General features: G+C 69.7%; 16 protein-coding genes. 14 read left to right on the top strand and 2 right to left on the bottom strand.

Annotated elements, in window-relative coordinates:
* Positions 1–4: 4 nt before the first annotated feature.
* The 10 genes from OG579_RS03305 (at position 5) to OG579_RS03260 (ending at position 13755) form a co-directional block, all read left to right on the top strand.
* The gene (locus OG579_RS03305) at positions 5–415 is read left to right on the top strand and encodes a VOC family protein (protein WP_328858081.1); all 411 of its coding nucleotides are present in this window, start codon (positions 5–7) and stop codon (positions 413–415) included.
* Between the two features lie 39 nt (positions 416–454).
* Positions 455–2824: an excinuclease ABC subunit UvrA gene (locus OG579_RS03300; protein ID WP_328858080.1), complete on the top strand. Its 2370-nt coding sequence runs from the start codon at positions 455–457 to the stop codon at positions 2822–2824.
* A gap of 48 nt (positions 2825–2872) precedes the next feature.
* Positions 2873–4612: a DUF3556 domain-containing protein gene (locus OG579_RS03295; RefSeq protein ID WP_328858079.1), complete on the top strand. Its 1740-nt coding sequence runs from the start codon at positions 2873–2875 to the stop codon at positions 4610–4612.
* Entirely contained in the window at positions 4609–5082 is a 474-nt protein-coding gene (locus OG579_RS03290) for an OsmC family protein (protein WP_328858078.1), read from the top strand. The genes OG579_RS03295 and OG579_RS03290 overlap by 4 nt, the downstream gene beginning before the upstream one ends.
* A gap of 62 nt (positions 5083–5144) precedes the next feature.
* Positions 5145–8660, top strand: a complete 3516-nt coding sequence (locus tag OG579_RS03285) for an ABC transporter ATP-binding protein (RefSeq protein ID WP_328858077.1) — start codon at positions 5145–5147, stop codon at positions 8658–8660.
* A 36-nt stretch (positions 8661–8696) separates the two neighbouring features.
* On the top strand, positions 8697–10265 hold the full coding sequence (locus OG579_RS03280) for a carboxylesterase/lipase family protein (protein ID WP_328858076.1): 1569 nt from the start codon (positions 8697–8699) through the stop codon (positions 10263–10265).
* Between the two features lie 16 nt (positions 10266–10281).
* A complete protein-coding gene (locus tag OG579_RS03275) occupies positions 10282–11307 on the top strand; it encodes an alcohol dehydrogenase catalytic domain-containing protein (protein ID WP_328858075.1) in 1026 nt (341 codons plus the stop codon).
* Complete coding sequence (locus OG579_RS03270; RefSeq protein WP_045822906.1) at positions 11304–11621, top strand: Dabb family protein; 318 nt, start codon at positions 11304–11306, stop codon at positions 11619–11621. The genes OG579_RS03275 and OG579_RS03270 overlap by 4 nt, the downstream gene beginning before the upstream one ends.
* Positions 11618–12772: an endonuclease/exonuclease/phosphatase family protein gene (locus OG579_RS03265; protein WP_328858074.1), complete on the top strand. Its 1155-nt coding sequence runs from the start codon at positions 11618–11620 to the stop codon at positions 12770–12772. The genes OG579_RS03270 and OG579_RS03265 overlap by 4 nt, the downstream gene beginning before the upstream one ends.
* An 11-nt stretch (positions 12773–12783) precedes the next feature.
* The gene (locus OG579_RS03260; protein WP_328858073.1) at positions 12784–13755 is read left to right on the top strand and encodes an aldo/keto reductase; all 972 of its coding nucleotides are present in this window, start codon (positions 12784–12786) and stop codon (positions 13753–13755) included.
* Positions 13756–13811: 56 nt separating this feature from the next.
* Here OG579_RS03260 and OG579_RS03255 read toward each other — a convergent pair whose 3' ends face one another.
* The gene (locus OG579_RS03255; protein WP_045822903.1) at positions 13812–14636 is read right to left on the bottom strand and encodes an SDR family oxidoreductase; all 825 of its coding nucleotides are present in this window, start codon (positions 14634–14636) and stop codon (positions 13812–13814) included.
* Between the two features lie 159 nt (positions 14637–14795).
* On the opposite strand from OG579_RS03255, the gene OG579_RS03250 reads away from it, so the two are divergent.
* Positions 14796–15287, top strand: a complete 492-nt coding sequence (locus tag OG579_RS03250) for a phospholipase A2 (RefSeq protein WP_328858072.1) — start codon at positions 14796–14798, stop codon at positions 15285–15287.
* Positions 15288–15297: 10 nt separating this feature from the next.
* Here the strand turns inward: OG579_RS03250 and OG579_RS03245 are convergent, their stop codons facing one another.
* Entirely contained in the window at positions 15298–15729 is a 432-nt protein-coding gene (locus tag OG579_RS03245) for a VOC family protein (protein WP_328858071.1), read from the bottom strand.
* Between the two features lie 77 nt (positions 15730–15806).
* Here OG579_RS03245 and OG579_RS03240 point away from each other — a divergent pair, with 77 nt between their 5' ends.
* Genes OG579_RS03240 through OG579_RS03230 form a run of 3 tightly spaced genes read left to right on the top strand, consistent with a single transcriptional unit; the run spans position 15807 to position 17942 of the window.
* Complete coding sequence (locus OG579_RS03240) at positions 15807–16436, top strand: mismatch-specific DNA-glycosylase (protein ID WP_328858070.1); 630 nt, start codon at positions 15807–15809, stop codon at positions 16434–16436.
* Positions 16433–16987, top strand: a complete 555-nt coding sequence (locus tag OG579_RS03235) for a DUF1990 family protein (RefSeq protein ID WP_328858069.1) — start codon at positions 16433–16435, stop codon at positions 16985–16987. The genes OG579_RS03240 and OG579_RS03235 overlap by 4 nt, the downstream gene beginning before the upstream one ends.
* 49 nt (positions 16988–17036) lie before the next feature.
* Positions 17037–17942: an alpha/beta hydrolase gene (locus OG579_RS03230; protein WP_328858068.1), complete on the top strand. Its 906-nt coding sequence runs from the start codon at positions 17037–17039 to the stop codon at positions 17940–17942.
* Positions 17943–18030 lie beyond the last annotated feature (88 nt).

Raw genomic sequence — 18030 nt, 5'->3', positions numbered from 1 at the left:
CGCCATGACGACCAGCATCCATTCGAGCTTCCTCCCGCACACCGATCACGAGGCCGCGATCGGCTTCTACCGCGACATCCTCGGCTTCGAGATCCGCAACGACGTGGGCTACAACGGCCTGCACTGGCTCACCGTCGGTCCGCCCGACCAGCCCGACACCTCGATCGTGCTGTACCCGCCCACCGCCGACCCGGGGGTCACCGAGACCGAGCAGGCGATGATCGCCGAGATGATGGCGAAGGGCACGTTCGCGCGGCTGCTGCTCGCGGCGACCGACCTCGCGGCCACCTTCGACTCGATCGTCGCGGCCGGCGGCGAGATCGTGCAGGAACCGGCCGATCAGCCCTATGGTGTGCGCGACTGCGCGGTGCGGGACCCGTTCGGCAACCTCATCCGCATCCAGCAGTCGTCCTGACCCGGTCCGTCCCCCAAGCATTCTCGAGGTAGGAGCACCATGGCCCCCGCGTCCACCGCGCACGTCGCCGACAGCCACGACCTGATCCGGGTGCAGGGGGCGCGGGAGAACAACCTGCGCGACGTCGATGTCGTGATCCCCAAGCGCCGCCTCACCGTGTTCACCGGCGTGTCCGGCTCGGGCAAGAGTTCGCTGGTGTTCGCGACCATCGCCGCGGAATCGCAGCGCATGATCAACGAGACCTACAGCGCGTTCCTGCAGGGGTTCATGCCGACCCTGGCGCGCCCCGATGTGGATCTCCTCGACGGGCTGACCACCGCGATCATCGTCGACCAACAGCGGATGGGCGCCGACCCGCGGTCGACGGTCGGTACCGCAACCGACGCCAACGCCATGCTGCGGATCCTGTTCAGCCGACTCGGGAAACCGTATATCGGTTCCTCGCAGGCGTTCTCGTTCAACGTCGCGTCGGTGAGCGGCGCCGGGGCCGTGAACGTCACCCGCGGCGGGCGTGAGGTGAAGAAGCGTGCCAGCTTCACCATCACCGGCGGCATGTGTCCCCGCTGCGAAGGGCGCGGCTCGGTCAACGACATCGACCTCACCGCCCTCTACGACGACGCGAAGTCGTTGCAGGACGGAGCGCTGACCATCCCCGGCTACACGATGGACGGGTGGTACGGACGGATCTTCGCCGGCTGTGGCTTCTTTCCCTTCGACAAGCCGATCGCGACCTTCACGAAGCGACAACTCGACGACCTGCTCTACAAGGAGCCGACGAAGATCAAGGTCGAGGGCATCAACCTCACCTACGAAGGGATCATCCCCAAGATCCAGAAGTCGATGCTCTCCAAGGACGTCGACGCCATGCAGCCGCACATCCGCGCCTTCGTCGAACGTGCCGTCACCTTCGCCACCTGCCCCGACTGCGACGGCACCCGCCTCAACGAGGGCGCGCGTTCGTCGACGATCGCGGGGAAGTCCATCGCCGACGCGTGCACCATGCAGATCAGCGACCTCGCGGTCTGGGTCCGCGGGATCAGCGACGCCGCCGTCGCGCCGCTGATCGAGTCACTGGGGGAGACCCTCGACTCGTTCGTCGAGATCGGACTCGGCTACCTCAGCCTCGACCGCCCGGCGGGAACGCTGTCCGGCGGTGAAGCGCAGCGCACCAAGATGATCCGGCACCTCGGGTCGTCGTTGACCGACGTGACCTACGTGTTCGACGAGCCGACCACCGGTCTGCACCCACACGACATCGCCAACATGAACGACCTCCTGATCCGCCTGCGGGACAAGGGCAACACCGTGTTGGTGGTGGAGCACAAACCCGAGACCATCGCCATCGCCGATCACATCGTCGACCTCGGTCCCGGTGCCGGATCGGGCGGCGGGACGGTGTGTTTCGAGGGCACCGTCGACGGGTTGCGCTCGAGCGACACCGTCACGGGACGGCATTTCGACGACCGTGCGTCGCTGAAGGACGCCGTGCGCGAGCACACCGAGGTGATCGAGATCCGGGGCGCCGATTCCCACAACCTGCAGTCGGTCGACGTGGACGTTCCGCTGGGGGTGCTGGTGGTGGTGACCGGTGTCGCCGGTTCGGGCAAGAGTTCGCTGATCCACGGTTCGCTGTCGGGACTCGACGACGTGGTGTCTGTCGACCAGAGCCCCATCCGCGGTTCGCGACGGTCCAATCCCGCCACGTACACCGGTCTGCTCGACCCCATCCGCAAGGCCTTCGCGAAGGCCAACGGCGTGAAACCCGCGCTGTTCAGCGCGAATTCCGAGGGTGCCTGCCCGACGTGCAACGGCAACGGGGTGATCTACAGCGACCTCGCCATGATGGCGGGCGTCGCCACCACCTGCGAACTGTGCGAGGGCCGCCGGTTCATGGCCGAGGTGCTCGAGTACCACCTCGGTGACCGCGACATCAGCGAGGTGCTCGCGATGTCGGTGGCCGAGGCGACCGAGTTCTTCGGGTCCGGGCCGGCCGCGACACCGGCGGCGCACAAGATCCTCGAACGCCTCTCCGACGTCGGGTTGGGCTACATCAAGCTCGGTCAACCACTGACCACCTTGTCCGGCGGGGAGCGGCAGCGACTGAAGCTCGCCACCAACATGGCGGGCAAGGGCGGGATCTACGTCCTCGACGAGCCGACCACGGGGCTGCATCTCGCCGACGTCGAACAGTTGCTCGGCCTGCTCGACCGGCTGGTCGAGTCGGGGAAGTCGGTGATCGTGATCGAACACCATCAGGCGGTGATGGCGCACGCCGACTGGATCATCGACCTCGGGCCGGGGGCCGGCCACGACGGTGGTCGCATCGTGTTCGAGGGGACTCCGGCCGATCTCGTCGCCGACCGGTCGACGCTCACCGGCGAGCATCTCGCCGCGTACGTCGGGGCCTGACCGGCCGATAGTGAACCAAGCGAGCGCTTGGTTTGTTAGCGTCGCCGGGTGGGATTCCTGACGCAGACCACCCCCGACGTCGACCTGGCCACCTGGAAGACGGGCAGCCGCGCGGAGAAGATCGTGCCGATGGCGCGGCACTGGGCCGAGGTGGGGTTCGGCACGCCGGTGGCACTGCACCTGTTCTACGTGATCAAGGTGCTCGCCTACGTGGTCGCCGCGTGGCTGCTGTCGGTCGGCACCTCCGACGTGGGAGGGCTGGCCGACGTCCGCGGGTGGTACGACGAGCCGGTCGTGTTCGCCAAGGTCGTGTTGTTCACGATGCTGTTCGAGGTCGTCGGTCTCGGGTGTGGTTTCGGACCGCTGAACAATCGCTTCTACCCACCGATCGGGTCGATCCTCTACTGGCTGCGTCCGGGCACCATCCGGCTGCCTCCCTGGCCGCGCCGGATCCCGCTCACCCGGGGCGACGAGCGCCGCCCCGTCGACGTCGCGCTCTACGCGGCGCTGCTGGTGTCGTTGGTGGCGGCGTTGATCGTGACCGAGCCGCCGCGCTGGCTGATCGCGGTGACCCTGGTGGTGCTGGGAGCTGCCGCGCTGCGCGACAAGACGATCTTTCTCGCCGCGCGCGGAGAGGTCTACGCCGCGCTGACGGTCACGTTGCTGTTCGCGACGGTCGACGCCATCGTCGCGGCGAAGATCGTGTTCCTCATCATCTGGGTCGGGGCGGCGACCTCGAAACTCAACCGCCACTTCCCGTTCGTGGTGTCGACGATGATGTCGAACAACCCGATCCTGCGGCCCCGGTTCATCAAGCGAGCGTTCTTCGAGCACTTCCCCGACGATCTGCGCCCGGGTCGGCCGGCACGCGCGATCGCGCACCTGAGCACGGTGATCGAGATGGCGGTCCCTCTGGTGCTGTTCTTCTCCGGCGGCGGTTGGCCGACAGCGGTGGCCGCGGTGGTGATGCTCGTGTTCCACTTCGGGATCCTCTCGGCGATCCCGATGGGGGTTCCCCTGGAGTGGAACGTCTTCATGATGTTCGGCGTCCTCGCTCTGTTCGTCGGCCACTCCGACGTCGGGCTCGGCGACCTCGGGTCCCCGTGGTCGGTGATCGCTCTCGCGGTCGTCTCGGCGGGCACCGTGGTGATCGGCAACCTGTTCCCGCGCAAGGTGTCGTTCCTGCCGGGGATGCGGTACTACGCCGGGAACTGGGACACCGGGATGTGGTGCATGACGCCGTCGGCGGCGGCGAAGATGGAGGCCAACCTGGTCGCCATCGCGGCGATGCCCGCCTCCCAACTCGAGCGGGTCTACGGCGCCGGCGACGCCATGCAGATCCCGCTGTACATGGGATATGCGTTCCGCGCCTTCAACACCCACGGCCGTGCCCTGTTCACCCTCGCCCATCGCGCCATGGCGGGTTTCGACGAGAGTGACTACGTGCTCACCGACGGTGAGCGCATCTGCAGCACCGCCATCGGGTGGAACTTCGGAGACGGCCACATGCACAGCGAGCAGCTGATCGCCGCACTGCAGGCCCGCTGTGCGTTCGAGCCGGGAGAGGTACGCATCGTCCTGCTCGACGCCCAGCCCATCCATCGTCAGCGGCAGGAGTACCGGCTGGTGGATCCGGCGGTGGGCGAGTTCGAGCGCGGGTTCGTCCGCGTGGCCGACATGGCGACCGCGCAGCCGTGGGACGACACGATTCCCGTACATCCTTATTTCGATCCTGAGGATCGCAAATCTGGACAGGTCAGCGGCCCGCGACGACGGTGGCAACCATGACTTCCACCATCCGCGCCAGTGTTGTGCCGTTCGTGATCGAGGCCGAGGGGACCGGCGTCGCGCAGACGCTCACCTCCCAGGGCGACAACAAGCACGTCTTCGAGACCGACGCGTACCCCGCGTTCGGCGGCAAGGACGAAGCGCCCAGCCCGCTGTTCTACGCCCTCGGCTCGCTCACCTCGTGCAACCAGGTGACCGCCGCTCTCGTCGCCAAGGACCTCGGCATCACGCTGGGCACGTTCTCCTTCACGGTGCAGGGAGACCTCGACACCCTCGTGCTCGTCAAGGGCGAGGAGGGCAACGCCAACTTCGACAAGGTGTCGGTGCGCGCCACCGTCGAGACCGACGCCACCGACGAGCAGTTCTCGACCTTCGTCTCCGAGATCGAACGTCGTTGCCCCGTCACCCAGCTCTTCGTGCGCAGCGGGCTCGAGTTCGACAACCAGTGGACGCGTGCAGATCTGAGCTGACGGCTCTCCGGCGCCGAAAATGAGGTGCCGACTGTCGGTGGCGGTGCGTAGCGTTTCTAACGATGACCGCCACCACGACTCCCCAGCCCACCCGCGCCGCGCCGGCGCGGGTGGGTTCTGTCGTGGCCGCGGCGCGCCCGGTCTCGTGGCGTCGGTTGGCGCGTCCCGCGACCGGGGCGGCGCTCGTCGCGCTGACCGTCGCCGCGATCCTGCAGGCATCGGGCACCGTCGTGATCGGACGCGTTGCCGCCGATCCCGGGTGGACGCTCGTCATGGCCCTGGCCGGATGTCTCCTCGGATACGCCCTTCTCGACACCGCCGGCCGCACCGTGTGGGCCGGGTGCGCCGATCGGGCCGAGGGTGAGCTGCGCGGCGACCTCCTGAGCGCGGCGCTGCGCCAACCACTCGACCGGCTCTCCGAGCAGGCGGTGGGCGAGGTGCTCGACCGCGTCGACGACGACACCCACGAGGTGGGCACGCTGGTGCGCCTGCAGGTGTGGGACGCCCTGCGCACCGTGGTCGGGACGGTTCCGATGCTGATCGTCGCCGGGCTCACCTGGTGGCCGGCGTTCATCATCTTCCCGGTGATGGGTCCACTCATCCTGTTCTCTATCCGACCGTTGCTGACCGAGCTGCGCGCACGGAAGGTGTCCGAGGAGATCGCCTGGACCGATCACGCCGCGGCCATGGAGGAGGGTCTCGCCGCCGCCGACGACCTCCGCACCAGCGGCGGGCAGGCCTACCTCGTCCGGCGCTGTGCCGAACTCTCCGCCGAGATCAGCCGCAGGTTCCGGCGCGTCATCGTCGCCGAGACGCGCATCACCATGCGTGCCGGCGGGCTGCTGTACGTACTGCTCGGCGGCGTGGTGGTCGCCGGGGTCGCGCTCGTCGCCGACGGCGATCTCGACGTCGCCCGCCTCATCACGCTGTACCTCGTCAGCTCCGGACTCATCGGCCAGATCAACCAGCTCGCCCGGCATCTGCCCGAACTCCAGGCCGGGATGGGCGCGGTGGTGCGTCTGCGCCAGGTCCTCGACGCGACCCCGGAGCCGACCGGTGGCGCGACGCTGCCCGACGGTCCGGTCGACATCGCCGTGCGCGGACTGTCGTTCGCCTACTCCGACGGACCGACCGTGCTGTCGGATGTCGATCTCGTGGTGGACGCGGGACAGACCTGCGCGCTGGTGGGTCGCACGGGATCGGGCAAGTCGACACTGGCCTCGCTGGTCTCCCGAGCGGTCGACCCGCCGCGGGGAACACTGTTCGTCGGCGGCGTCGACGTCTGCGACCTCGACCTCCACGACCTGCGGTCGTCGGTCGGTGTCGTCACCCAGCGCACCGAGATCATCGCCGGCACGCTGGCCGAGAACATCGCCCTGTTCGCCGACACCTCACGCGATCGCGTGCGCGACGCCCTGGCCGACCTCGAACTCGACGACTGGGTGGCCGGATTGCCCGCCGGGATCGACACCGTGCTCGGGCCCGGCGGGACCCGGCTGTCCGCGGGTGAGGAACAGCTCGTCGCCTTCGCGCGGCTACTGGTCCGTGACGTACGCGTGGTGGTGCTCGACGAGGCCACCGCCCGGATGGATCCCGTCACCGAGGCGCGAGTCGTGCACGCCGCCGACCGACTGCTCGCCGAGCGGACCGGCATCCTCATCGCGCACCGACTCACCACCGTGGCCCGCGCGGACACCGTCGCCGTCCTCGACGGCGGGCGGGTCATCGAGTACGGGTCACGCGTGGCCCTGCAGTCGGGGAGCGGCCCGTTCCGACGGCTCCTCGATGCCGCCGATCTCGATCCGCGCGCCGCTGACGGCACTGCGGACCAGGGTTCGCCCGGTGTCGGCGGGGTGCGCCGCACCGGCACACCCCCGACACCCCGTCCGACCGCAGGAGGATCGAGCCTCACGCGCGGCATCCGACGGATGCTGGTGACCCACCCCCGGTGGGGCGTGGTCGGGACCGCGCTGTTCGCCTTCGCCGCGATCGTCGGCGCCGGCGGCGCGCTCACCGGCTTCGTGTGGGGCCATCTCGTCGCGGACCTCCAACGCGGTCATACCCCGATCGGTCTCACCGTCGCGATGCTCGGTGTGCTGCTGAGCGCTCCGTTCGTGCTCGCCGCCGCGCTGCGCGGATTCCTCCCGTGGTGGACCGCCGTGTCGCTGCGGATCCGCATGACGGTGCTCGAGGCGCAGACGCGGTCGCACCGCCTGCCCCGTACTCCGCCCGGCGAGGTGATGTCGCGTGTCCTCGACTCCGACCGCTTCCTGCGCTACGGCGACCGGTGGATCGATGTCATCAACGGCCTGTTCGTGGTCGTCGTGACCGCGGTCCTCGGTGGAAGCGTGCTCGCCGGCGGGATCCTGCTCGCGGTCATGCTCGCCGCCGCCGCGGCGTCGGTGGTCGGACGGCCCATCGCGGGGCGGTCGGCCGCCGCCGCCTCGGCGACGCGGGCGGGGTTCGGCCGCGCCCTCGTCTCGTCGCTCGAAGGCGTGCGCACGGTCAAACTGGCTGCGGCCACCGAGGACGTGCACGCCCACCTGACCCGCGTCGACGACGGTCGCGTCGACGCCGCGGTGCGCGAACACCGCGTCCAGTCGGTGCTCATCGGGGTCCCGGTCGTGATGGTGCAGGTCGGGGTGGTGGCCGCCTGGACGATCTACCTCCTCGGCGGATGGGGTCTGGCGACAGCACTTCTCGTCTCCGGCGCGGTCGCGGGTTTCGACTACTTCGGTCGCGTGGCCGGTGCGGTCATCACCGAGGCGCCGGGCACCCGAGCGTGGCAACGCGCCACCGCCGGATTCGCCGGCGGCGCCGATCTGATGGACATCCCCGGCGGCGTCGACCTCATCGCCGGGACCGCACCCGCGGCGCCGGCCGAGCCCCGGGATCCGCTGCGGAGCCTCGAACTGCGGGGCCTCACCGCGGTCCACGACGACGGCACCCGGGGCGTGATCGGGGTCGACCTGACGTTGACGGCGGGGGAGTTGGTCCTGCTCGTCGGTCAGGTCGGGTCGGGCAAGTCGAGCCTGCTGTCGAGCCTGTGCGGACTCGTCGCGCACACCGGGTCGATCCGCTGGAACGGCACCGAGGTGGACGACGTCGAGACGTTCCTGCGGCCGGGTCGGGTCGCCCACATCGCCCAGGTGCCGCGCGTGTTGTCAGGCACCTTCGCCGACAACATTGCCCTCGACCACGACCGTCCCCTCGCCGACGCCGTGGCCGCAGCCCGACTCGAACCCGACGTCACCGCGGCCGGCGGGATCGACGCCGTGATCGGGCATCGGGGCGTGCGGCTGTCGGGCGGGCAGGTCCAACGACTGGCGTTGGCGCGTGCGCTCGCCGTACGTCCGGAACTGCTTCTCGCCGATGACGTGTCGAGTGCGCTCGATGCCACAACCGAGGTGGAGCTGTGGGCGGGCTTACGAGAACGCGGCATGACGATCCTCGGGGCGAGCTCGAAGCGGGCGGCATTGGCGCAGGCCGACCGCGTTGTCGTGCTCGTCGACGGCACGGCCGTCGCCACCGGCGCGTGGCGGGAACTCGAGACGCGCTGGGGGCACCTCGCCGGCTGAGTGCTCGGTGACATCGGCGTTCGGCACACTGGACCGATGAGCGACGACACCGTGGTGATGACCGACAGCGGACCCGTCCGCGGGTCGGTCACCCACACCGAACCCACCGACACCGAGCCGACGGCGACCATCCGGTCGTGGAAGGGCGTGCGCTACGCCGCGCCGCCCGTCGGCGACCTGCGATGGCGAGCCCCGCAACCGCCGACCCCGTGGACCGAACCCGCCGACGCGACGCGGTTCGGTGCGGCGGCGCCCCAGCCGACGCTGCCGTTCTTCGATCTCGGCGACGGCGTCACCCTCGACGAGGACTGCTTGTTCCTCAACATCTGGGCCGCCGACACCGACACCGATACGCCGCGGCCGGTGATGGTGTGGGTGCACGGCGGTGCCTATGTCCTCGGTGCCGCGAGCCAGCCGATGTACGACGGCACCTCGCTCGCCGCAAGCGGCGAGGTCATCGTCGTGACCGTGAACTATCGGTTGGGAGCGTTGGGGTTCCTGGATCTGACGTCCTTCGATGCCGCCGACCACCGGTTCGAGTCGAACCTGGCGCTCCGGGACGTGATCGCCGCGCTGCGCTGGGTGCGCGAGAACATCGCCGCCTTCGGTGGCGACCCGGACCAGGTCACCCTCTTCGGAGAGTCCGCGGGCGGTGGGATGGTCACCACCCTGATGACCGTCCCCGCCGCCGAGGGTCTCTTCCACCGCGCCATCGCCCAGAGCTCACCGGCCACCTCGGTCTACGACAGCACCCGCGCCCGCGGCATCGCCGAGAAGTTCCTCGAGAACATCGAGGTGTCACCCGACGCCCTCACGGACCTGTTGTCGATCCCCGCCGACCGGATCGCGCAGGTGGGCAACGCCCTGTTCGACGCCACACCGAAGAGTTCGCCGGGCACCCTCGCCTTCGCTCCCGTCGTCGACCGCGATCTCGTCCCCGACTATCCGGTGACGGCGTTCCGGGATCACCGTGCCCATCCGGTGCCCCTGATGATCGGCACCAACAAGGACGAGGCCGCACTGTTCCGGTTGATGCGCTCGCCGCTCATCCCGATCACCCGCGACTCCATCCGCTCGATGTTCGCCCAGATCGCGCGGGAGCGACCCGATCTGCCGCTCCCCACCGAGGAGGTCGTGCTCGAGGCCTACGCCGACGTGCGTGCGAAGGGGCGCGGCGAGGCCGTGGCCCGAGACATCGGGTTCCGGATGCCGACGGTGTGGCTCGCCGACGGCCACAGTCAGATCGCGCCGGTGTTCCTCTACCGGTTCGACTGGGCGACCACCATCCTCCGGTTGTTCCGCATCGGCGCCACCCACGCCACCGAACTGCCCTACGTCTTCGGCACCCTCACCAGCGGCTGGAAGGACATCACCTTCAAGCTCGGGGGGCGCGCGACCGGGGAGGCGGTGTCGCGGCGGATGCAACGCCGATGGATCGGCTTCGCCGTCTCCGGCACGCCCGACGGTCTCGACGGCGACCCGGCGTGGCCGTCCTACGGCGACGACCGCGCCACCCTGGTCATCGACAGCACCGACGACGTGGTCGTCGACCTCGACCGGGCGATCCGCTCGGCCTGGGGCGACGAGGTGCTGAGCTTCACCTGACCGGCACACTGGGGTGGTGCGCGCAGCGATCTACCGCAGTTTCGGGGGACCGGTCTCGATCGAGGAGATCGACGACCCGCCCTGTCCGCCCCACGGGGTGATCGTCGCGGTCGGCTCGACCGGCCTGTGCCGCAGCGACTGGCACGGCTGGCAGGGCCACGATCCCGACATCCCCCTGCCGAACGTCCCCGGCCACGAACTCGCGGGGACCGTCGTCGAGGTCGGCCCCGACGTGCGGAACTGGGCCGTCGGCGCGCGCGTGACCGTTCCGTTCGTGTGCGCGTGCGGCGAATGTGCCGCCTGTGCCCGCGGCGACCAGCAGGTGTGTGAGCGACAGACGCAACCGGGATTCACCCACCACGGATCGTTCGCCGAACGCGTCGCCCTCGACCACGCCGACGTCAACCTCGTCGCCGTTCCCGACGCCGTCGATCTCGACACCGCGGCGTCGCTCGGATGCCGCTTCGCGACGGCCTACCGCGCCGTGGTCCAGGTGGCCGACGTCCGTGCCGGACAACGGGTCGCGGTCCACGGATGCGGGGGAGTGGGCCTGTCGGCGGTGATGATCGCCGCCGCCCGCGGTGCCCACGTGGTCGCCGTCGACCCGTCGGAACGCAGTCGTGCGCGGGCGGTCGAACTCGGTGCGGCGCAGACCTGTTCGGACGCGGACGGTGTGACCGAGATGGACGTCTCGATCGATGCGTTCGGCGCGCCGACGACCATGCGCGCCTCGCTCGGGTGCCTCCGACCGCGTGGCCGCCACGTGCAGGTCGGTCTGCTCGGTGCGGACGACACCCCGCCGGTGCCGATGGGCGCGGTGATCGCGCGAGAACTGCAGATCCTCGGCAGCCACGGTATGGCCGCCCACACCTACCCCGCGATGCTCGCCGAGATCGCCGACGGCACCCTGCGACCGCAGGATCTGGTGCGCGAGACGATCGGCCTCGATGAGGCACCGGCCCGCCTCATGGCGCTCGGGGAGCCGTCGGCGGGTGTCGGTGGCGTGACCGTGGTGCGTGTGGCCGCCATAATCGGGTCATGATCCGCAACGTGGTGGTGGGCCGACTCCGGGTGACCGACGACGACGGGCAGGCGCGGGCCGACCGACGGCAGCTCAGGGCGGGCCTCGACGGCATCGCCGCGTTGCGTCTGCCGGGCGTGTTGGCCAACCACTGTGGCCTCGACGCCGAACTACGCGCCGGTGGTTGGGATTTCGCCATCACCAACGACTGGATCGACGCCGCCGCCTACGAGGCGTACGACACCGACCCTGTGCACAACGTGTTCCGTGCGCAGATCGTCGAGGTGTGCGACCAGGTCGCCCGCGTGCAGTTCGAGATCGCCCCCGGCCTGTGACGCTCACCGCCGACGTCGCCGTCCACACGATCCGGCGTGTCCCGAGATCGCCGGACCCGAGACTCCCGCGCATCGACGTCGACGACCACCGTCCGGGGCTCATCGACGTCGTCGGCACCAGCATCCGTGACCGCGGTTGGTGGGTGATCGTCGGCGTCGCCGTGGGGATCGTGATCGCGGTCCTCGCCTCCGGGGGTGTGGTGTCCGCGGCGATCGCGGGTGCCGTCGGCGGATTCGCGCTGGCGTTCGCGGTCTCGCAGTTCCTCGGACTGCGCCTCGGCCCGCATCGCACCGACACCCCGATCGTCGACGTGGTCCCCGAGACGCTGCGGGTGATGGAGTTCAACGTCCACGGCGGGATGGGTGGGCCCGGGAAGTTCTTCGCGACCCGGACCACACTCGACCACCTCGCGGCGACGATCGCCGCGCACCGTCCCGACATCGTCCTCCTGCAGGAACTCGACGACTTCGCCGCGCGGTCGAACGGGACCGACACCCTCGCCCGACTGGCCCGTCGACTGACGCCCACGGGTGCGGTGATGGCGCCCGCCGCGGAGAAGATCTACGGCCGCCGCGAAGGAACGGGGATCATCACCTTCGGTGGGATCACCGTCGGCGACGCCCGCGGACTCAGGATCTCCGACCCGTTCGGCGACGGCACCGGCCGGCGCCTGCGATCGGCGGCCGACATGTGGATCGGGGTGATCGGCGGATGGATCGGCCGTCGGCCGCGACCGTTCGGGGCGATCACCGAGTACCAGCCGCGCGGGGCGTGCGATGCCATGATCCGCACCGCGGCCGGCAACGAGATCCGCCTCGTGTCGGGACATTTCAGTTCCCCCCACGACGGCGTCGACGAACCCGCCCGACAGGTCGCACCCGTCGCGGAGATCCTCGGCCGGTGGCAGGGCCCCACCATCATCGGTGCCGATTTCAACGTCCGCGACGGCTCACCTGAGTTCGCCGCCGAACACGAACGCTTTGCCGCCGCCGGGCTGACCGAGGCCACAGCCGGCGCACCCGCCAACAGCGACCGCATCTACGCGTCGGCGCATTTCGCCGCGACCGACGCCCGCAAACACGACACCCCGCCCGGGGAGTCACCGGCGAGCGACCACTCGCCGGTCACCGTCGACCTGCACCTGCGCTAGAAGGAGATCCGATGGACTACGTCAACCTGGGGACCAGCGGACTGCGTGTGTCGCGGATCAGTTTGGGCTGCATGACGTTCGGCGAACCCGGTCGGGGAACGCACGAGTGGACCCTGCCCGAGGAGCAGTCGCGCCCCATCATCGCCCACGCCCTGGAGACGGGCATCAACTTCTTCGACACCGCCAACTCGTACTCGGCCGGGTCGAGTGAGGAGATCGTGGGACGTGCGCTGCGTGACGTCGCCGACCGCGACGACGTCGTGATCGCGACCAAGGTGTTCCACAACGGTCGGAAGGCGCCGTACGAACGTGGGCTCTCCCGCAAGGCGATCATGACCGAGATCGACGGCAGCCTCCGACGACTCGGCACCGACCACGTCGACCTCTATCAGATCCATCGGTGGGATCCGCTCACCCCGATCGAGGAGACCCTCGAGGCGCTCCACGACGTGGTGAAGGCCGGCAAGGCCCGCTACATCGGGGCGTCGTCGATGTACGCGTGGCAGTTCGCCAAAGCGCTGCACGTCTCCGAGCGCAACGGATGGACGCGCTTCATCTCGATGCAGGACCACTACAACCTGCTCCACCGCGAGGAGGAGCGGGAGATGCACCCGCTGTGCCTCGACGAGGGCGTCGGGGTGATCCCGTGGAGCCCGCTCGCCCGCGGTCGACTCACGCGCGACTGGGACAGCACCACCGAACGCAGCTCCACCGACGCCTTCGGCTCGACGCTGTACACCGACGACGACCGCACCATCGTCGACGCCGTCGCCGCGATCGCCGACCGCCGTGGGATCCCGCGCGCGCAGGTCGCGCTTGCGTGGGTCCTGCACCAGGCGGCGGTCACCGCACCGATCATCGGTGCGCGCACCATCTCCCACCTCGACGACGCCGTCGCCGCCACCACACTGCGTCTCGACGACGACGAGATCGCGGCCCTCGAAGCGCCCTACCGGCCGAGACCCGTCGTCGGATTCGGCTAGAGCAGGTCAGCCCTGCGCTGGAAGCGCTGAATAAGCCCCGCGCTTCCAGCGCTGAATCAGCCTTGCGCTTCCAGTGCGACGTCCTGCCACTGCTCCCAGTTCGCGATCCGGCTCTCGTAGTCGGCCTTCGCGATACCCAGCGGTGCCTCGCCGAAGAACACCCGCAGCGGCGGGGTCTCGGCGTCGATCACCTTGAGCAGCGCACGCGCCGATGCCGCCGGGTCGCCCGGGGTGCCGCTGCGCTTCGCGCGCGCCTGCTGGGCCTTCTCGTGGGCGTCGGCGTAGGCGTCGAGTTCGGTCGCGTGCTTGGCCGACGGACCGCTCCAGTCGGTGGAGAAGCCGCCGGGCTCGATGAGCGTGACATGGATCCCGAAATCGGCGACCTCCTGGGCCAGCGACTGCGAGAAGCCCTCCAGCGCCCACTTCGACGCGTGGTAGAGGCCGACCAGCGGGAACGCGCTGATGCCGCCGATCGACGAGACCTGCAGGATGTGGCCGCTGCGCTGCTCGCGCATGTAGGGGAGCGCGGCCTGCGTGATCCACAGTGCGCCGAAGACGTTCGTCTCGAGCTGCGCGCGCGCCTCCGCCTCACTGACCTCCTCGACGAACCCGAAGAGGCCGTAGCCGGCGTTGTTGATGACGATGTCGAGACGCCCGAAGGTGTCGTGCGCCTTCGCGACCGCGGCGAAATCGGCGTCACGGTCGGTGACGTCGAGCGCGATGGGCAGGATCGCGTCCCCGTACTTGTCGACCAGATCGTCGAGCGACGAGGTGTCGCGCGCGGTGGCGGCGACCTTGTCGCCCCGATCGAGAGCCGCGATCGCCCACTCGCGTCCGAAGCCTCGTGATGTGCCGGTGATGAACCAAACCTTGCCGCTCATGACTGCCGCCTCTCTCGCTGTGTGCGTACGGACCGCACGATCGGCCGATGCCGACCGCGGTCTCTCGTGGCAACGTCGTTACTCCTGCGCACCATTCCCGTCGCCGATGGTTTGCGTGATCGACCACCGCCCGACACACCGATCTGCTTAGTTCAGGCAATGAACAAAACTCGTGCCGCGGTCATCGCCGCCCTCCTGATGTTCTTTGCGATCATCGGCGACGGCGCCGTCGCAAATGCCACTCCGACCGAGCAGTACCCCGTGGACCCGGCCGCGCAGGCCGCGTCGCAGGTCTACCCGGGTCCGCCGTTGAGCGCCCAGGCCCGCTCGGCGCAGCGCGCCGCTTTCGTGAGCGTGCCCAGCAACTACGTCTACAACGTGAACCTCGCGCCGGTCGCGCGTCACGACTACTGCACGTCGTCACCGGACAGCTACTTCAGCGCCGACTTCCGCGGACCCTGCGCCCGTCACGACCTCTGCTACGACGCGGCCGACCGCGCGGGCACCAACTACTCGGCCTGCAACTCGGCGCTGCGGACCGACCTGATCACCAACTGCGCGTACGCATACGGCGGCAGCGGCGCGTCGTACCAGACGTGCGTCGCCACCGCCGACGTCTACTACGCCGCGGTCACGGTCGCCCACCTGTAGCGACGACCACCTAGTCGAAGGCCACGGTCCCGTCGTCGCCGACCCGCCATCCGGGGTTGTGTGCGATCTCCCAGACCAGCCCGTTCGGGTCTCGCACATGGGCGTGGAAGATGCCGCCGAACGCACCGTCGGAGGGTGGGACGAGGACCGTGGCCCCGGCCGCGACCATCTCGTCGACGACCGAGATGACCTCCTCGCGGTCGTCGACGTTGGAGGCGAGGGTGACGCCGCTGATCCCGGTGGTCGAGGTCGTGCCGCCGAGGTCGGCGTCGTACTTCTCCGCGTCGAAGAGACCGAGCAGCAGACCGGGAGCGACCTGGAAGAAGAGGATCTCGCCCGGGACGTCCATGAGGGCATCCCACCCCAGACGCGCGCAGTAGAACTCGCGTGCGGCGTCGAGATCGTGCGTCGCGACGGTGATGAAGTGCGTCTGCATTCGCATCGGTCCACGGTAGGACGATCGTCGACCTCGGCGCACGCGGCCGCCGACGGCCGCCCACCAGGGTGTACAAGTCAGGTATGGGATTCACGCGGGAACAGCTCGAGTCATATCGCGACGACGTCATCGACGACCTGATCGGACCCGACTGTCGACTGCTCATCGTGGGCATCAACCCAGGGCTGTGGACCGCGGCGACCGGAGCCCATTTCGCCCGTCCGGGCAACCGTTTCTACCCGGCGTTGCACTGTGCGGGCATCGTCCCGCGCATCATCGACGCCGCCGACGGATTCACCGACGCCGACCGCGCGACCCTCCTCGACGCCGGGATCGGCATCACGAATCTGGTGCCCCGGGCGACCGCCCGCGCCGACGATCTGACCACCGCGGAACTGAGGGCCGGCGCTCTCGTGCTCATCGAGACCATCGAACGCGTGCAGCCGGCCCTGGTCGCGTTCGCCGGGATCACCGCCTATCGCACGGCATTTCAGCGTCCGAAGGCGACCACCGGTCGTCAGCCCGACGACATCGCCGGCTGCCCGGTGTGGGTGATGCCCAACCCGAGTGGTCTCAACGCCCACGACACCGTCGACTCCCTCGCCGTCGCCTACCGTGAGGCCGCCACCGCGGCGGGTCTCACCGTGGGCGCCACCGTCGCCGCCGCGGTGCCGCCACCCCGACCACCGATCAAGAAGGTTCGTCGACGATGAGTCGATCGACCACCCGGCTACCCGACGCGACGATCGAGGCGTTGCGCCATGCCCCCTTCACCTACGCCGAGGTGGGCGCCACCGCCGACGATCCACTGCCCTCGGGGTACGCACATCAACGACGAGAGGTCGTCGTGGGCCGCGGGGCGCAACGGTTCGCCCGGTGCGCGCAGGCGGTCATGGGGTGGCAGGTCCAGCTGCGGTCGGGGATCGCGGTGGCCACCTCCGACGACCCGATCGTCGACGGTGCGATCGCGCGGATCGCGATCGGCGTGGGTCCACTGCGACTGCACGCACCCACACGGGTGGTCTACGTCGTCGATGAGGACCGCCGGACCGGTTTCGCCTACGGCACGCTCGCCGGACACCCGGAATCCGGAGAGGAGTCGTTCGTGGTCGAGCACCGCCCCGACGACTCCGTCGTCTTCGTGGTCCGCGCCTTCTCGCGGCCGGGAAGTCTCCTCACCCGTGCGGCCGGTCCGCTGGGCCCCGTCGCCCAACACCTCGTCGCCGGGCGTTACCTGCGCGCCGTCGCCGGTCTGCCCGACTGATCGACAGGCATCCTCGCGCCGCGGCCGTACCACTGCATAGGGTCTGCGCATGACCTTCACGCGAACCGATGTCGGCTTCAGCTCCGCGGGCGAGCGATGCGCGGGCTGGCTCTACCGGCCCGAGGTCGACGACAACGCGTCGGGGCCCGTACCGATCGTCGTGCTCGGGCACGGGCTGGGCGCGGTGAAGGAGATGCGCCTCGACGCCTTCGCCGAACGCTTCGTCGCCGCGGGATATGCCGCGCTGGTCTTCGACTACCGCCACTTCGGTGGGAGCGAGGGCACCCCGCGCCAACTACTGGACATCGGCAGACAGCGCGCCGACTGGCACGCCGCGATCGCCTACGCCCGCGGGCTCGACGGCATCGACCCCGATCGCGTCGCCCTGTTCGGCACGTCGTTCGGCGGCGGGCACGTGCTGGCCGTCGCCGCGCAGGACCCGCGCGTGGCCGCGGTGATCTCCCAGTGCCCCTTCACCTCCGGTCTCGCCTCGGCCCTCACACTCGGGGTCGGGCCGTCGATCCGCGTGACCGCCCTGGGGTTGCGTGACGCCGTCGCCCACCTCACGCGCCGGTCGCGGGTGATGGTGCCCCTGGCCGGGCGCCCCGGTGAGGCCGCACTGATGAACGCCCCCGACGCGCTCGGCGGCTACCTCGGCATCGTCCCCGACGGCGACGACGACTTCGCCAACGCCGTCGCCGCGACCATCGGGTTGCAGATCCCCATGCAACGGCCCGGGAAGTACGCCGCCGACATCGAGGTCCCGGTGCTGTTCGGGGTCTGCGAGTCCGACACCGTCGCACCGATGGGACCGACCCTGCGGTTCGCCGCCAAGGCCCCCAAGGGCGTGATCAAGCGGTATCCCGTCGGCCATTTCGACATCTACGTCGGCGAACCCTTCGAGATCGCCGTCGCCGACTACGTGCAGTTCCTGCGCGAGGCCCTCCCCGTCTGAGGCGGTGGCCCGCGTACCGTGGACCGCGCCGAGGGGCGTCACGCCGACTCGGCCCGGTAGCACTCGGCACCACGCGGTGTCGACACAC

Origin of the sequence: Williamsia herbipolensis, from assembly GCF_036153515.1 — a bacterium.
GTDB lineage: Bacteria > Actinomycetota > Actinomycetes > Mycobacteriales > Mycobacteriaceae > Williamsia_A > Williamsia_A herbipolensis.
This window is presented reverse-complemented; position numbering and strand designations above follow the sequence as displayed.

What these genes read in the sequence shown, in the direction of transcription:
- OG579_RS03305 (WP_328858081.1), top strand. Translation starts at nt 5, where the DNA reads ATGACGACCAGCATCCATTCGAGCTTCCTCCCGCACACCGATCACGAG.
- OG579_RS03300 (WP_328858080.1), top strand. Translation starts at nt 455, where the DNA reads ATGGCCCCCGCGTCCACCGCGCACGTCGCCGACAGCCACGACCTGATC.
- OG579_RS03290 (WP_328858078.1), top strand. Translation starts at nt 4,609, where the DNA reads ATGACTTCCACCATCCGCGCCAGTGTTGTGCCGTTCGTGATCGAGGCC.
- OG579_RS03285 (WP_328858077.1), top strand. Translation starts at nt 5,145, where the DNA reads ATGACCGCCACCACGACTCCCCAGCCCACCCGCGCCGCGCCGGCGCGG.
- OG579_RS03280 (WP_328858076.1), top strand. Translation starts at nt 8,697, where the DNA reads ATGAGCGACGACACCGTGGTGATGACCGACAGCGGACCCGTCCGCGGG.
- OG579_RS03270 (WP_045822906.1), top strand. Translation starts at nt 11,304, where the DNA reads ATGATCCGCAACGTGGTGGTGGGCCGACTCCGGGTGACCGACGACGAC.
- OG579_RS03260 (WP_328858073.1), top strand. Translation starts at nt 12,784, where the DNA reads ATGGACTACGTCAACCTGGGGACCAGCGGACTGCGTGTGTCGCGGATC.
- OG579_RS03255 (WP_045822903.1), bottom strand. Translation starts at nt 14,636, where the DNA reads ATGAGCGGCAAGGTTTGGTTCATCACCGGCACATCACGAGGCTTCGGA.
- OG579_RS03250 (WP_328858072.1), top strand. Translation starts at nt 14,796, where the DNA reads ATGAACAAAACTCGTGCCGCGGTCATCGCCGCCCTCCTGATGTTCTTT.
- OG579_RS03245 (WP_328858071.1), bottom strand. Translation starts at nt 15,729, where the DNA reads ATGCGAATGCAGACGCACTTCATCACCGTCGCGACGCACGATCTCGAC.
- OG579_RS03240 (WP_328858070.1), top strand. Translation starts at nt 15,807, where the DNA reads ATGGGATTCACGCGGGAACAGCTCGAGTCATATCGCGACGACGTCATC.
- OG579_RS03235 (WP_328858069.1), top strand. Translation starts at nt 16,433, where the DNA reads ATGAGTCGATCGACCACCCGGCTACCCGACGCGACGATCGAGGCGTTG.
- OG579_RS03230 (WP_328858068.1), top strand. Translation starts at nt 17,037, where the DNA reads ATGACCTTCACGCGAACCGATGTCGGCTTCAGCTCCGCGGGCGAGCGA.